Raw genomic sequence first — 14210 nt, 5'->3', positions numbered from 1 at the left:
TGAACTGAAAATTTTTGTTTAATTACAATTCTATTTTACTCGTTTTACTACTACCACGGTTTTATCATCAGAATATTTACCGCGGTTGGAAAATTTCTGTACATCTTCTATTATATGGGCGCAGATCTCTTTGGCTGAAAAATTCTTGCTGTTTAATATCACTTCTTTCAGCCTGTCTTCACCATAGAATTCAAATTTTGAATTTGCAGCTTCAACAATTCCGTCTGTATAAAGTACCATTACATCATTTTTGTTAAGGTAAAGCGAATCAGTTGTGTAATCCTGCTCTGGTGCGGGACCTAGTACGGGGCCAGTCGCATCAAGCGTATCCATGCTGTTTGTTTCATAGTTTAAATGTATTGGCGGATTGTGACCCGCATTTACATATAAACACAGTCCTTTTGTATCCTTATAAAGCTCCATATAGAACAGGGTTAAAAATCGCTCATCCGGGAATACCCTGTGAACTAAGGAGTTGATCTTTTTCATAACCGCAGTCATCTTCAGCTCGTTCTCTGTTCCCATTTTTAAAGCCCCAGATACATACAGCGCCTGCGCTGCCGCTGAAAATCCCTTTGAAGCGGCATCACCTATTGCTATACCTATTTTATCCTTTTCATTCCCGAAAGTAAGGTAATCAAAAAAATCACCGCCTACAATTCTATCAGGAATTGAAATACCGAAAATTTCATAGTTGGCGAAGCTGTGTTCATGTTCAGGTAGAATACTTCTCTGGATCTCTCTTGCTTTAACAAGATCCTTTTCAATTGCACGCGCTTTTTTTTCAATACCGCGCGTGCGCAGCATAGAGCTTACTGAGGTACTTATAATGTTCATCGTATTCATAAGGTTTACATTCATTTCACGTGAATTGAATGCCATGATATACTGGTATAAATACTGGTCTTTGCCATGAATATCTTTAACTTTGAACCTGTCGCCTATTCCGGTGGCTGAATACAAATGAATACCTAAATTGCTGAGATACTTATCGGTTTCTTTTGCCAGCACAGAACGGTTTTTGCCTACTTCATAAAATATAGTATAATCAGCCAGCTTTAAAGCATAGCCTTTTCTTATTTTTTCAACTTCTCCATGCTGCTCAGCCATAATGTAAGAAGTTTTTGAATCATTAAGCTCCCACAGCCTGCCGCCTGTGATCTCAATATTTTCATGATTGATCACCTCTTTCAGTACATAGCTTAAAAGCTGCTTGTCGCTTTCAAAATCAGGAAAATGCTTAAAAGCATTTTCCAGTGTTTTATATAGTTTTCTCTGTTCCAATAAATCTAAGTATCAATTGTGATTTTAAATATTCATTACTGAATGTTTATTCGCCTAAGAGTTTTTTTTCCTTGTATAATTGACCTGCTTCTGCGCCGATTACAAATGTTAAAGATGAATAATAAAGCCAGAAAATTACTGCGACAATCGCTGCGTATGTTCCGTAAACCCGCTGGTAATTTGCAAATGAAACCAGGTAAATAATGAACAGGTATTTCAGGGCTTCATAAAGTATTGAAGCGGTGATACTCGAAATTATGGCGACTTTCTGGCTTACAAATCCCTGAGGTACAAGTTTAAAGATTAAATAGAACATTATAAATGTAAATATAAGTCCAATTGTATGCGTAAGCAGGGTAGTAGTGAAGCCAAGCTTCAATATTGTATCACCAAAAAAGGATTCATCCACAGCCTGGAATATGGAAAGTATGAATGTTGATGAAAAAGAAAGCAGAAATACTGTTAAAATCAGAAAAACCATCCCCATATCACGCAGTTTAGCCCATAGATAAAAAGTATCGCTTCTGGTTTTGTAAATCCTGTTCAACACGTCACGAATTGTACTGAATAAACCGCTGGCTGTCCACAAAATTCCGATTGAACCAATCACTGCGGTGAGTGTTGAATTCTTGGAAAGCTCATCTATTGCACCAAGCACAAGATTTATGATCTTAGTTTTGAACTCCGGGGTCAATCCGACCACTTTGTTCAAAGCATCATTTAAATATGACTCTGCTCCTTCTCTTTGGAGGTAGAAACCGAGGATTGAAGTTAAAATAAGTGTTATCGGGATTATACATATAATAATATTGAAAGCAATGCTTGCAGACATTATCCATACATGATCTTCATCAAATTTATTATAAAAACCTATGGCGTAATATTTAAGCTCACCATAAACTTTCTTCAGGTCAAATTTCTTTGATTTCTTGGTATTTGCTTTTTTCAATGAAGCATCCCGCCGGATTTTTCTACATTGTTTATAAAATCATCATGGAATATCACATCACAAACTGATTGGATATGATCATTCATTAAAATATCTTCATCAATATGGCTTACATGTTTTCGTATCATATCATATGCGGCTGCTGTACCACTGCCGCATTTAAGCGGTTTCAGGAAATCGATTCCCTGGCATGAGCATAATATTTCAATGGCTATTACTTTTTCTGCATTGTTCAGCACTTCAAAACATTTCCTTGCAGCTATGCTGCCCAATGAATTGTGATCTTCCTGGTTAGCGCTTGTTGGTATTGAATCAACCGAAGCAGGATGGCAAAGCACTTTGTTTTCAGAAACCAGCGAAGCAGCAGTATATTGAGCGATCATTAAGCCTGAATTCAGTCCGCCTTTTGATGTTAAAAAGCGCGGCAGTCCGCTTAATGAACCGTCTACAAGTCTCGCTGTTCTGCGCTCACTTATATTTGCAAGCTCACTCAATGCTATCTTCAGAAAATCCATTACCAAAGCTACAGGCTCACCGTGGAAATTACCGCCTTCGATATGTTCGTTTGAATCCGCAAAAATTAACGGATTATCAGTTGCTGAATTTACCTCGGTAGTTACAACACCGCTTACATATTCAATTGTATCTTTAACTGCGCCGTGAACCTGGGGCATACAGCGCAAAGAATACGCATCCTGAACCTTACCGCAATCAATGTGAGAAAGCCTTATCTCACTGCCTTTTAAAAGCTTGCGCAGATTTGCAGCAGTGTTAATCTGTCCTTTATGAGGTCTGACCTGCTGTAATATATCTTTAAATGCAGTATCAGTGCCCTTTAATGCTTCTATGCTGAGCGCGCCGGAAATATCTGCTAGCTTGGATAGTCTTTCTGCGCGGTTGAGTATTTCAACAGCGTACGCTGTCATCATCTGTGTGCCGTTTATGAGTGCAAGACCCTCTTTTGCCATCAGCCTGAACGGCTTTAAGCCGTGCTTAGCAAGCACTGCTTTAGCAGGCAGAACATCTCTACCATCATAGGCGTAGCCTTCACCTATCAGAACGCATGCAAGATGCGCAAGAGGCGCAAGATCACCGGATGAGCCAACAGAACCCTGTGAGGGAATATAAGCGGTAATACCGAGGTTAAATATTTTTATCAGCTGTTCAATAAGCTCTAATCTAACGCCGCTGTAGCCTTTTACAAGTGAATTTATTCTTAAGAGCAGCATCAGTCTTACAATATTCTTCGGCAGTGGTTCGCCGACTCCCGCGGCATGAGATATAATTAAATTATGCTGCAGTTTTTCAATATCTTTTTGCGGTATTTTTACATCTTTGAATTCACCGAACCCGGTTGTGACCCCGTAAATAACCTCGTCATTTTTTATCCATTTTTCAATAACACTTCTTGATCTTTTAATACGGGTTATTGCATCTTTTGAAATTCCGATTGGTAAAAAATTATCAACAATTTCCTTAGCTTCTGAAATCGTTAAATTTTCACCGTTAATTAGCGTTTTTTTCATATCAACAAATATAATTTAATATGTTTAAACATTAAAGATAATAACAATTTAGCTTGTTTAATTTGTTTGTATTATATAAGTTTAGGTAACTAACTTCCTTTGGGTTATGAAAAAAATATCATTACTTTTTCTTCTAACGTTCATAATAACTTTCCCTATATTTTCCCAAAATGGTTGGGAAACTGTATTCAACACATACATCTCAAATGATATTAAGTTTATAACAAGTAATAAAATTATTGCTTCGGGCGATGATGGCAAAATATACCGTTCTACTGATGGAGGTTTGAATTGGAATATGCTTTCTATCGGTACAAATGGCCAAAGATTCTATCAGATATTTGTACTCGATTCTTCAAATGTTTACATTTGTGGTTTCAATAATGCCGTTTACAAGTCAACTGACTATGGTTTGAGTTGGTTAAATATAAAACCACAAAATTTCTTCGGTCACTATTATACGATATCATTTGTAAACCCGCTTAATGGAGTGTTGGCTGGCAACTCAAAAATTGCAACAACCACTAATGGCGGGAGCACATGGGAGTTAAAACGACAGATTCAAAATACAGTATTTACAGGTTCATTTTATACCGGAAACTCAGATATTTTTTTGGCGGGGGATAGCAGCGTTGCTTTGCCTAATCAGCATTTTGGTATCATAGAGTATTCCTCCGATAATGGTAACTCATGGAGTAGAAAATTTAGTTTTGAAAATATATACGGAGGCTTAAACGGACTGAATTTCTTTGATGCAGATAATGGTATCGCAACAGCAAAACGATATGTTATTATTACATCAAATGGGGGAATGAACTGGATAAAACAGGACTTTCAGGGGGTTAACTTAACAAATGGACTAATACTGGATGAAAACATTTTATATCTCACGGGGTTTAATGGTTTGATAATGAAATCAATTAATGGTGGATTATCCTGGAGCAACCAGACAAGCGGCATAAGTTCTACGCTAAGAAATATTACTTTTATCAATGCCGATTTAGGATTTACTTCAGGTGATACTCATATACTTAAAACTTCAAATGGCGGTGTAACAGCATTAATCTCAGATATCGAAAATATCCCCTCACAATTTTCACTATCCCAAAACTATCCCAATCCGTTTAACCCGGTAACAAAAATTAAATTTGATATTCCTGCTTCTGTAGAGACGACCCGGTGGGTCGTCTTCTTGAAAATCCACGATATCCTCGGCAGGGAGGTCGCAGTGCTGGTTAATGAGCAGCTCCGCCCGGGATCATATGAAGTTGACTGGGATGCCTCAGCCTTACCAACCGGGATTTATTTTTATACTATAAATACGAGCTCATTTGATGAAACTAGAAAAATGGTTTTGCTAAAATAAACCGCCTTAGTCATGAAAAAAATAATCTTAGTATTAATCTCATTCAGTTCTTTAACTAATATTGCCCTTTCGCAAAGTGGTTGGCAAGATATGTTGATTACTAACGACCCAACTACATATACTTCAATAAATTTTATAGATCAAAATACAGGGTGGGCTGTAGGATGGTTTCCAGGTTTTGCTGTTGGTTGCAGAATAGCAAAGAGCACAAATGGCGGCGTGAACTGGGAGTGTCAGTTAAGCGATCCATACCCGGCTTTATTTGATGTGCATTTCCTAAATAGTGCTACAGGATACGCGGCTGGCTGGCAATTCTGGAAAACAACTAATGGCGGAAATGTATGGTCTTCTATTTTTACACCTGCAGGAAGCATCAATTCAATTTTTTTCATTAATGAAAATACAGGATTTGCTGCGGGTTCAAGAACAGTATCTGGAAATTCATTAGGAACGTTATTTAGAACTACTAGTGGTGGATTAAACTGGGATACCGTTTCAGTTCTATCAAGCACTTCTTTAAACGAAGTCTTTTTTATTAATAATACAACAGGATGGTTCTGTGGCAATAACGGAGTGTTGTTAAAAGCTACCAATGCTCTTAATTTTACCTTTTCTAATTCTGGGATAACCAATGATCTCAAATCAATGTTTTTTTTGAATGAACAAACGGGATGGACTGGTGGAAATGGGCTATTGTTGAAAACAACAAACGGGGGTGTAAACTGGTCAAATCAGATAGAGGGTTTTGGGTTAAGAGTTAACTCCATACAGTTTATAAACGCCAATGTTGGATGGATTTCGGGTGATTCTTTAGCAGGCGTAAAGGTGTATCATACAACCAACAGCGGAAACTCATGGAACCAGCAATTTATTGCGGGAGGTGTGAATCCAAAAATATTTTTTATTGATGCTAATACAGGCTGGTTTGTTGGAGGAATAAACAGGAAAACAACTAATGGTGGTGTAACTAGTCTTACTCCAATTTTTACATATATCCCCCAGCAGTATTCTCTTTCACAAAACTATCCCAACCCATTTAACCCGGTAACAAAAATTAAATTTGATCTCCCAGCCTTTGTAGAGACGACCCGGGGGGTCGTCTCCCTGAAAATCCACGATATCCTCGGCAGAGAAGTTACTCTGCTGGTTAATGAGCAGCTCCGCCCGGGGACGTACGAAGTTGACTGGGATGCGTCAGCTTTCCCAAGTGGGATTTATTTTTATACTATAAATGCAGGCTCAATCAAAGCGACCAGGAAAATGGTTTTACTAAAATAAACTTTCAGTTAAAAATGAAAAAAATATTAATAATATTATTCTCATTTTTAGGGCCGTTTACTCTGTATTCGCAAAGCGGATGGGTTCAGCAATATTTTGGTATGAACCGGGGTATCAACTCCATTCATTTTATTGACGAAAATACTGGCTGGGCAGCTTATTACGGAACAAACGGTTTTACATCTTTTGGGCACATAGAACGAACTTCAAACGGAGGCGGTAATTGGAATTCAGTCTTTGGTTTAAATGCTGAAATAAAAGATATTAAATTTGCCAATAGTCAAACGGGCTGGGTATTGGCTAATGGGTATGTTGATACCGGAATTATATTCAGATTAATTTATAAATCTACTAACAGCGGTTTTAATTACACATTGCAATATGTTGATTCATTGAACCCATATTTTATAAGTTTATCAGTTATTGACCATAATAATGTAGTTTGTATAAAAAGCAACGGCACAATAATTAAAACCTCAAATGGCGGAATTAACTGGAATAGTATCTATGTAGATAACATAGGTTTTGATATGCAGTTTATAGGTCAAACAGGGTGGATAATAGGAGGGAACAATAGAATTTATAACTCTGCGAATAGTGGCGGCAGCTGGAAACAAATTTCTCAATACCCCGGAAGTTTTTCCGGTTACATTCATTTCATAAATTTACATACAGGGTTTATCGCCAACGAAAATCTTTATAAAAGTTCTAATGGTGGTTTAAATTGGTCTTTGATTTCCCCTCTTGGTATTACAGCCAAAGATGTCTTTTTTGCAAATGAAATTCAAGGCTGGGTATCTGGTGCTAACGGAGTAATCAGGTACACAAGTAACGGCGGATTAAATTGGTTTACTCAGAGTATGCCCAATAATTATTCCTCTATAACTTTCAACAGTATACAATTCATTAACTCAAATACAGGTTGGTGTTCAGGATTCGGAACATTGGTTTATCCTGATTTGTTAGGCGCAATAGTTAAAACCACCAATGGGGGAGTGACAGGTATTAACCCAATTTCTTCACACATACCCTCACAATTTTCACTATCCCAAAACTATCCCAATCCGTTTAACCCGGTAACAAAAATTAAATTTGATATTCCGGCTTCTGTAGAGACGAGCCGGTGGGTCGTCTCCTTGAAAATCCACAATATTCTCGGAAGGGAAGCAGCAATGCTTGTTAATGAACAGCTCCGCCCCGGCACTTACGAAGTTGACTGGGATGCCTCAGCCTTCCCAAGCGGGGTCTATTTTTATACAATTACTTCCGGTGAATATTCAGAAACCAGGAAAATGGTACTTCTAAAATAACTGTTATCAAAAAGTATTCCGTTTATTAAGCGCCCCGCCTAAGTTATTTATATCGTCTGCAGTTCCGTCTACAGCTTTACGGTTATCCATTTCATAAGATTCCTTTAATTCTTCATCTTCATCTTTATGATCTCCGCGTTCGGGTTTTGGTTTTTCAGTTGTATCATCCTTGATTAATGTCCCGGCATCGGCTGGTTTGTTATCAGTGGATCTGTTTTCCTCCTCTTTAAATTCTGCTTCTTTATGTTTTTCCAGCTTCCCGGGTTTTGTTTTTACGTGATATCTCTTTTCCTCGCTGATAAGCTTTACATCCTGTTTACTGATATCAGTTCTATGAACTGTTGGTCTTGAAATAATGGTTGCGCGGTTGGTATTGTGTGATTTAGACATAATTATCTCTCCTTCTTACTTTAAGTATTTAATAAACCTACAAAACCTATGCCATTTAAAATTATCTTTTTTGGTAATTTTATCAATAAATTTTGTACATCCAATCAAAAATATTGACAAAAATGTCTTAAAAGGTTTATGAAAAAATAAAATTATATTTATTACACATTTAAATAATTATATTACTGATCAATACTATCAATTTAGAAAATGAAAAAATTTACTTTTGCTGTAATTATTTATTTTATTTCCAATTCTTTATCAGCAGCTCCCGGGGATACAACATGGGTTAATGCTTATACAAATGATTTTCATAACTGGGCTACTGTAAATTATGCATCAGTAACATTTCCTGATACAACTCAGCACTTTGAAAAAATATTGATGAAATATACTATCGGCTGCCCGACTGCGGGCTGTGACCCGTGGGACAGGCTCGGATGGGTACGCCTTTATACAGATACTGCAACTGGTGCCGGTTATGAAATTGGCAGAATAATCACTCCCTATAATATTGTTGGCGGCGGTTATCCCGGCACATGTACATTTTGGCTTGATGTAACAGATTATATGCCGTTGCTTCACGATACACAGATATTGGGTCACTACATAGAAAGCTGGATAGGCGGTCAGCGCGGCTGGCTATCAACAATATCATTTGCTTTCATAGAAGGTGAAGCTTATTATAAGCCTTATAAAGTTATTAACTTATGGCAGGATCATTATATCGTTTATGGTGATACTGCAGACCCGTTTGAAAATTACCTGCAGCCTATCAGGTTTTTTGCAGACCCCAATGCTGTTAAAGTAAAAGGTAAAGTTATAACAACCGGACACGGTCAGGGTAATTCACATAATGCTGCGGAATTTTCAGTGAAGTATCACCAGCTGATAGTCAATGATGATACGTTGAGCCATAACCTGTGGCGAAGCGACTGCAGCGGAAATCCCTGCAGCCCGCAGGGTGGAACCTGGCCTTATGCAAGAGCAGGCTGGTGCCCGGGTGCCAGTGTAAATCCATGGGACCTTGATATAACACTGCTTGTTACTTTAGGAGACAGCAATACCGTGAATTATGATATCGAGCCGTATGTGAATCTTTGCAGGCCTACTAACCCAAATTGTACTACAGGTGTAACTTGTGCTGACTGTAATTACAATAATAACGGACATACAGAACCCAACTATAACATCGAAAGCCAGATAATTTTATACAGGCTTAATCCGGCTATTGGGATAAATGATCCCGGAACAATAGCCCCTGCACTGTTCACTTTGCAGCAGAATTATCCGAATCCGTTTAACCCTGTTACCAGAATAAAATTTACACTGCAAAAGTATTCACATGTTACTATTAAAGTTTTTGCAGGTAACGGAACTGAAATTGCGGTTCTGATTAATGAAGATATGAAAAATGGTGAGTATGAAGTGGAATTCGACGGAAAAAATTTATCCAGCGGTGTTTATTTTTATCAAATGGAAGCAGGAGACTTTAAGGAAACCAGGAAAATGCTTTTAATTAAATAATGCTTTAAAAATCCGCATAAAAAAGCGGATTAAATCTTAATAATAAAAAAGGAGGTAAGATGAAAGCCTTGAAACACTTTTTACCCGTTTTAATTTTTTTTCTAAGCAGTAATTTATTTTCTCAGTATTTCTGGACAGAACAGGTGACAGGTGTTACCCAAAACCTGACATCTGTATCAAACATTGACGCGAATAACGCGTGGGTTTGCGGTTACAACGGTACCGTTATTAAAACATCAAATGCAGGATATAATTGGGCAAATCTAAGCGGCGGTGGATTGCCTGCAAACATTTCCCTCATAAATATATTCGGTATCTCCCCAACTACAGCCCTAACAGCAGGATTTATTAACACTACAACATATGTTTACAGAACCTCAAATTCAGGAGCAAACTGGCAGCTTGTATTTACACAGCCAAATGGTTTTATAAACGGAATCTGGATGCAGACAGCCTCAAACGGATTTATGCAGGGCGACCCTGTTGGAGAAAGATGGTCTATTTTCAGGACTACAAATGGTGGTGTGAACTGGGATTCAACAGGCCAATACCTTGCTCAATCCAACGGCGAGCTTGGCTGGAACAATTCTGTTTGGGGGGTAAATAACGGGATATGGTTCGGCACAGATAAATCAAGGATATATTATTCCTCAACCGGAAATCTGCCCTGGGTGCAGCAGCCAACTGGAGTTAATGTGAATTTATATTCAATATGGATAAATCCGCAAAACGGGCTTGCAGGAATGACTAGCGGTGATTCCATTTCAAGAACCACCAATGCCGGAACTAACTGGATAGTTAATCCTTCTATCGGCACCGGGGCAATTACAGGTATTTCAGGTATTACAGGCACATTGAATTACTGGTATACCCGCAGCAATAATAATGTTTACTTTTCTAATGCAGGCGCACCGTTCGTTATTCAGTACACAGCTCCATCAGGTAATTTTAACCATCTTGCTAATTCCAGGACAGGTCCGGTTTGGGGACCCGGGGCTATTTACGCAGTGCGGAGCGACGGCGGTATATCGAGGCTGAATTTCTTCATCGAAGGTGTTACAATTATATCAAATGAGATCCCCGGTTCTTATAAACTGCATCAAAATTACCCGAATCCGTTCAATGCAACTACTGTTTTTAAGTTCGAAGCGCCAAAACTCAGCTCGTCTTTAGGAGGCGAAGTTCGCGGGGGTTATATCAGGTTAATTACTTATAACGCACTTGGGCAGGAAACAGGCTCACTGGTGAACGAAGTACTGCAGCCCGGAATTTATAAGGTCGAGTGGAGCGGGAATGATCTTGCAAGCGGGATTTATTTTTACAGGCTTCTGGTAACTGACCCTAATTCAGGCAGTATTGTTTATTCTGACAGTAAAAAAATGGTGATGATAAAATGAAAAAAATCTTAATTGTAATTGTGATTCTTCTAAATCAGTACCTGCACTCGCAGGATAACTGGTATTGGCTAAATCCATATCCGACCGCCAATTATTTAACATCTTCTCAATTTTTTGATTCAAAAACCGGATATGTAGTTGGGGAAAGAGGAGTCTTTCTCAAAACCAGTGATGCCGGTATTACCTGGCTGTACAGCCGAATTGATTCATTATATACTGATTACCCTGAATTGTTTTTCCTTGATCAGAATACAGGCTTTGTTTGCATTTATAACGTATGGAAAACTACCAATGCAGGAGCAAACTGGGGAAAAATCCCTTTTAGCGAAGGCAACGGAATACAGTGTATAAAATTCATTGATCAAAATACTGGTTTCGCGCTTACTAATGATACGGGGAAAGTATACAGAACTACAAATGCCGGTAATTCATGGCAGTTAAATAACATCCCTGGTGGAAAATTCTTTTCAAATATTGCTTTTGCCGGAAACAATACTTACATGACAGGCGTTAAGAATATGATACCCAAACTTGTGAGGAGTACTGATTCAGGACTGAATTGGACAGAAGTGAATATAGGTATCAATGATTCATTGTACATTGATAAAATAAATATTCCGGATAATCAGAACCTGATAATTTGCGGTCAAAAAGGCTACGGCTCCCCAACAAAAATTCTTAAATCAACAAATGCCGGTACAAGCTGGAATTTATATCAAATGAACAGTTTGGGTTATTTCATTACAGATATGGAATTTTATAATGCTCAAAACGGAGCAGCCGTTGGATATGAAGGTTACAGGCTTTATACAACAAATGGGGGAATCAACTGGATAGAAAACCGTTCCGCAGATACTTCAACTATCATCTTTGATCTCACCAAATCCGGCAGCAGTTTAATTTCAGTGGGCAGCGTTGGTTTTATTGAAAGAACAACGAATACAGGAATAGACTGGGAAAGGGTCAGCAGAAGTTTTACTCGTGATCATTTAAATTCAATATCGTTTGGTAATGCCAATACCGGGATTGTTACAGGCTTAAATGGAACACTTTTAAGAACAACAAATAAAGGATTGAATTGGTCAATTATTTCATTGCCGGGTATAAATGATATATTGAAAATAAAGATGGTAAATTCCCAGATTGCTTACTTAACCAGCCGGAACAATGTACTTAAAACCACTAATTCAGGTTTAAATTGGTTTGCTGTAATGGATTCTGTGAATTTTCAGTTTAGAAATATTGCAATATATGACTCAGAAAATATTATTGTAGATACATGGAATACACTATATAAGACTACTGATGGAGGCAATACCTGGAGCAGGATTTGGCAATGTATATCATTACCTCCCATTCAAACATCATGCTTTTCAATCCAGGATATAGCATTTCCTGCATCAGATAGAATAATAATGGTTGGAAGTATATCTCAGGGCCACAACCCAAGCAATGCAGCTATAATGCTCTCGACTAATGGTGGTAATACATTCAATGTAATTTTTGATGTATTTTCAGGTGGCTTTGGGATGAACACAGTACATATGTATAATGAAAATATAGGCTTTGCATCTGGTGGGTATGGTTACCGTTTAAAAACGGAAAATGGATTCAATACTTTTATTGATTATGGTAATAATACACCAGGCTATGGTTCGTTCTACGGTTTTTCATTCAATGATCATTTGAATGGAATGGCATTAGGTGGCAATATTTATCGTACTACAAATGGCGGTGTTAGCTGGAATTTTTCTACTTCTATTTACAACTCTTTAATTAATGTTGAATATATTGACTATAATACAGGCATTGGTGTTGGATTAAATGGTGCAATTGTTAAAATAGATAATTTGTTGATTGGTATTTCTGATCCGGGTTCAGTCCCATACAGATTTTTTCTTTATCAAAACTATCCAAATCCGTTCAACCCGGAAACATCCATTAAATACGAACTGCCTGAAACCGGATATACAACGCTTAAGCTCTATGATATGATGGGCAGGGAGGTAAAAAGTATTGTTAACGGTATTGGTACTCGAGGTATACATGAAGTGGAAAGTTCACTTAGTGGTTTGGCAAGTGGTATTTATTTTGTTCAGTTGCGCCAGGGACCGTATGTCATGTCGATTAAAATTGCTTTAGTTAAATAATTGAGTTACAGTTTTTGTTACCATTTCAGGTGTTAACTCCCTCATACACTTAAAATGACCTTTCGGGCATTTGGGTCTGCCGTAATGTGAGCATGGTCTGCAGCTTAAGCTGTTATTTTCCAAAACAACGGCTTTTTCATTTTGCGGGTAAAAGCCAAATTCCTTAACGCTGGACCCGGCTAACATTATTGTTGGAATGTTGAATGCTTCTGCTATATGCATCGGTCCTGTATCACCGCAAATTACAAGCGAGCTGCGTTTTATCAATGAGATCAGGTCTTCAATTTCCAGCCTGTCACAAAGGTCATATACTTTTTTATTTTTAGTTAGTCCTTTGATTTGCTGAATATTATTACTGTCCTTCCCTCTGCCTGTTAAAAAGAAAGCAGAATTGGCTTCAGGAAAGTTATTTATGATTTCAGCGTAGTATTCAGCAGGGTAAGTTTTAGTGAAATGAGCTGATACAGCAGGAATGCATATCAGCTTTGTCTGTTTATCCAGTTCAAGGCTATTCAGCATGTTATCAATTGACCGCTCTGAAACCGGGTCAGTGTATAACAGGGGAGTGGTAACTGAATCATTATCATTTTTACCGGAATATTTTTGTATAGTCTTTTGATATCTCTGGAGTACAGAAGGCTCCTGCTTAAGCATGTTAATTTTAAAATTAACCAAAAGGAACTTTTTAAATGAATGTTTATTAAAAACCTCTGTTTTTGCATCTTGTACTGTTCGAAGGTAAAACGAGCGTAAATTATTCTGAAGATCAATTATCATATTATAATTGCTCATTTTTATCAACAGCCTTAAGTCCTTTAATGCGCTGAAGGTAAGTTCATTTTTTGCCTTAATTACCTTATGTATTTTTGGATTTGACCTGACGAGATAGGTGAATCTTTCTTTTGTACAGAAATCGATACGCGCTAAGGGAAATGTCTTTGCTGCAAGCTCTATAAGCGGAGTTGTAAGAATTATATCTCCCATTGATGAAAATCTGATTATCAGTATTCTTCGGACCTGTTCGTTTTTCACA

11 protein-coding genes are annotated in these 14210 nt (G+C 37.7%); 6 read left to right on the top strand and 5 right to left on the bottom strand.

Annotation, left to right across the window (positions count from 1 at the left end; all coding sequences use genetic code 11):
• Window positions 1–30 precede the first annotated feature (30 nt).
• Genes J0M37_14740 through hutH form a run of 3 tightly spaced genes read right to left on the bottom strand, consistent with a single transcriptional unit; the run spans window position 31 to window position 3759 of the window.
• On the bottom strand, window positions 31–1284 hold the full coding sequence (locus J0M37_14740) for a serine/threonine-protein phosphatase (GenBank protein ID MBN8586344.1): 1254 nt from the start codon (window positions 1282–1284) through the stop codon (window positions 31–33).
• Between the two features lie 46 nt (window positions 1285–1330).
• On the bottom strand, window positions 1331–2233 hold the full coding sequence (locus J0M37_14735) for a YihY/virulence factor BrkB family protein (protein ID MBN8586343.1): 903 nt from the start codon (window positions 2231–2233) through the stop codon (window positions 1331–1333).
• Window positions 2230–3759, bottom strand: a complete 1530-nt coding sequence (gene hutH, locus J0M37_14730) for a histidine ammonia-lyase (protein MBN8586342.1) — start codon at window positions 3757–3759, stop codon at window positions 2230–2232. The genes J0M37_14735 and hutH overlap by 4 nt, the downstream gene beginning before the upstream one ends.
• 106 nt (window positions 3760–3865) lie before the next feature.
• Between hutH and J0M37_14725 the strand changes: the two genes are divergently transcribed.
• The 3 genes from J0M37_14725 (at window position 3866) to J0M37_14715 (ending at window position 7713) form a co-directional block, all read left to right on the top strand.
• Window positions 3866–5125: a T9SS type A sorting domain-containing protein gene (locus J0M37_14725; GenBank protein ID MBN8586341.1), complete on the top strand. Its 1260-nt coding sequence runs from the start codon at window positions 3866–3868 to the stop codon at window positions 5123–5125.
• A 90-nt stretch (window positions 5126–5215) separates the two neighbouring features.
• The gene (locus J0M37_14720) at window positions 5216–6403 is read left to right on the top strand and encodes a T9SS type A sorting domain-containing protein (protein MBN8586340.1); all 1188 of its coding nucleotides are present in this window, start codon (window positions 5216–5218) and stop codon (window positions 6401–6403) included.
• Window positions 6404–6417: 14 nt separating this feature from the next.
• Window positions 6418–7713, top strand: a complete 1296-nt coding sequence (locus J0M37_14715; GenBank protein ID MBN8586339.1) for a T9SS type A sorting domain-containing protein — start codon at window positions 6418–6420, stop codon at window positions 7711–7713.
• Window positions 7714–7719: 6 nt separating this feature from the next.
• Here the strand turns inward: J0M37_14715 and J0M37_14710 are convergent, their stop codons facing one another.
• Entirely contained in the window at window positions 7720–8103 is a 384-nt protein-coding gene (locus tag J0M37_14710; protein MBN8586338.1) for a hypothetical protein, read from the bottom strand.
• Window positions 8104–8313: 210 nt separating this feature from the next.
• On the opposite strand from J0M37_14710, the gene J0M37_14705 reads away from it, so the two are divergent.
• The 3 genes from J0M37_14705 to J0M37_14695 are packed head-to-tail and all read left to right on the top strand — an operon-like array spanning window position 8314 to window position 13177.
• Window positions 8314–9630 carry a T9SS type A sorting domain-containing protein gene (locus tag J0M37_14705; protein ID MBN8586337.1) on the top strand — a complete coding sequence of 439 codons (1317 nt, stop codon included), beginning with the start codon at window positions 8314–8316 and terminating at the stop codon, window positions 9628–9630.
• A gap of 59 nt (window positions 9631–9689) precedes the next feature.
• Window positions 9690–11027, top strand: a complete 1338-nt coding sequence (locus J0M37_14700) for a hypothetical protein (protein ID MBN8586336.1) — start codon at window positions 9690–9692, stop codon at window positions 11025–11027.
• Window positions 11024–13177, top strand: coding sequence for a T9SS type A sorting domain-containing protein (locus tag J0M37_14695; GenBank protein ID MBN8586335.1), 2154 nt, complete (start codon window positions 11024–11026; stop codon window positions 13175–13177). Before J0M37_14700 ends, J0M37_14695 begins: the two co-directional genes overlap by 4 nt.
• Here the strand turns inward: J0M37_14695 and J0M37_14690 are convergent.
• Window positions 13166–14209: a glycosyltransferase family 9 protein gene (locus J0M37_14690; GenBank protein MBN8586334.1), complete on the bottom strand. Its 1044-nt coding sequence runs from the start codon at window positions 14207–14209 to the stop codon at window positions 13166–13168. The genes J0M37_14695 and J0M37_14690 overlap by 12 nt on opposite strands.
• Window position 14210 lies beyond the last annotated feature (1 nt).

The sequence above is a fragment of the Ignavibacteria bacterium genome (assembly GCA_017303675.1).
In the GTDB taxonomy this organism is placed as follows: domain Bacteria; phylum Bacteroidota; class Ignavibacteria; order Tepidaquicellales; family OLB5; genus OLB5.
The sequence above is the reverse complement of the archived record's forward strand: the minus strand, read 5'-3'. Positions and strand labels throughout refer to the sequence as shown.

Bases quoted from the DNA above. Each gene is read 5' to 3' on its own strand.
- hutH (MBN8586342.1), bottom strand. From the start codon at position 3,759: ATGAAAAAAACGCTAATTAACGGTGAAAATTTAACGATTTCAGAAGCT.
- J0M37_14725 (MBN8586341.1), top strand. From the start codon at position 3,866: ATGAAAAAAATATCATTACTTTTTCTTCTAACGTTCATAATAACTTTC.
- J0M37_14720 (MBN8586340.1), top strand. From the start codon at position 5,216: ATGTTGATTACTAACGACCCAACTACATATACTTCAATAAATTTTATA.
- J0M37_14715 (MBN8586339.1), top strand. From the start codon at position 6,418: ATGAAAAAAATATTAATAATATTATTCTCATTTTTAGGGCCGTTTACT.
- J0M37_14710 (MBN8586338.1), bottom strand. From the start codon at position 8,103: ATGTCTAAATCACACAATACCAACCGCGCAACCATTATTTCAAGACCA.
- J0M37_14705 (MBN8586337.1), top strand. From the start codon at position 8,314: ATGAAAAAATTTACTTTTGCTGTAATTATTTATTTTATTTCCAATTCT.
- J0M37_14700 (MBN8586336.1), top strand. From the start codon at position 9,690: ATGAAAGCCTTGAAACACTTTTTACCCGTTTTAATTTTTTTTCTAAGC.
- J0M37_14695 (MBN8586335.1), top strand. From the start codon at position 11,024: ATGAAAAAAATCTTAATTGTAATTGTGATTCTTCTAAATCAGTACCTG.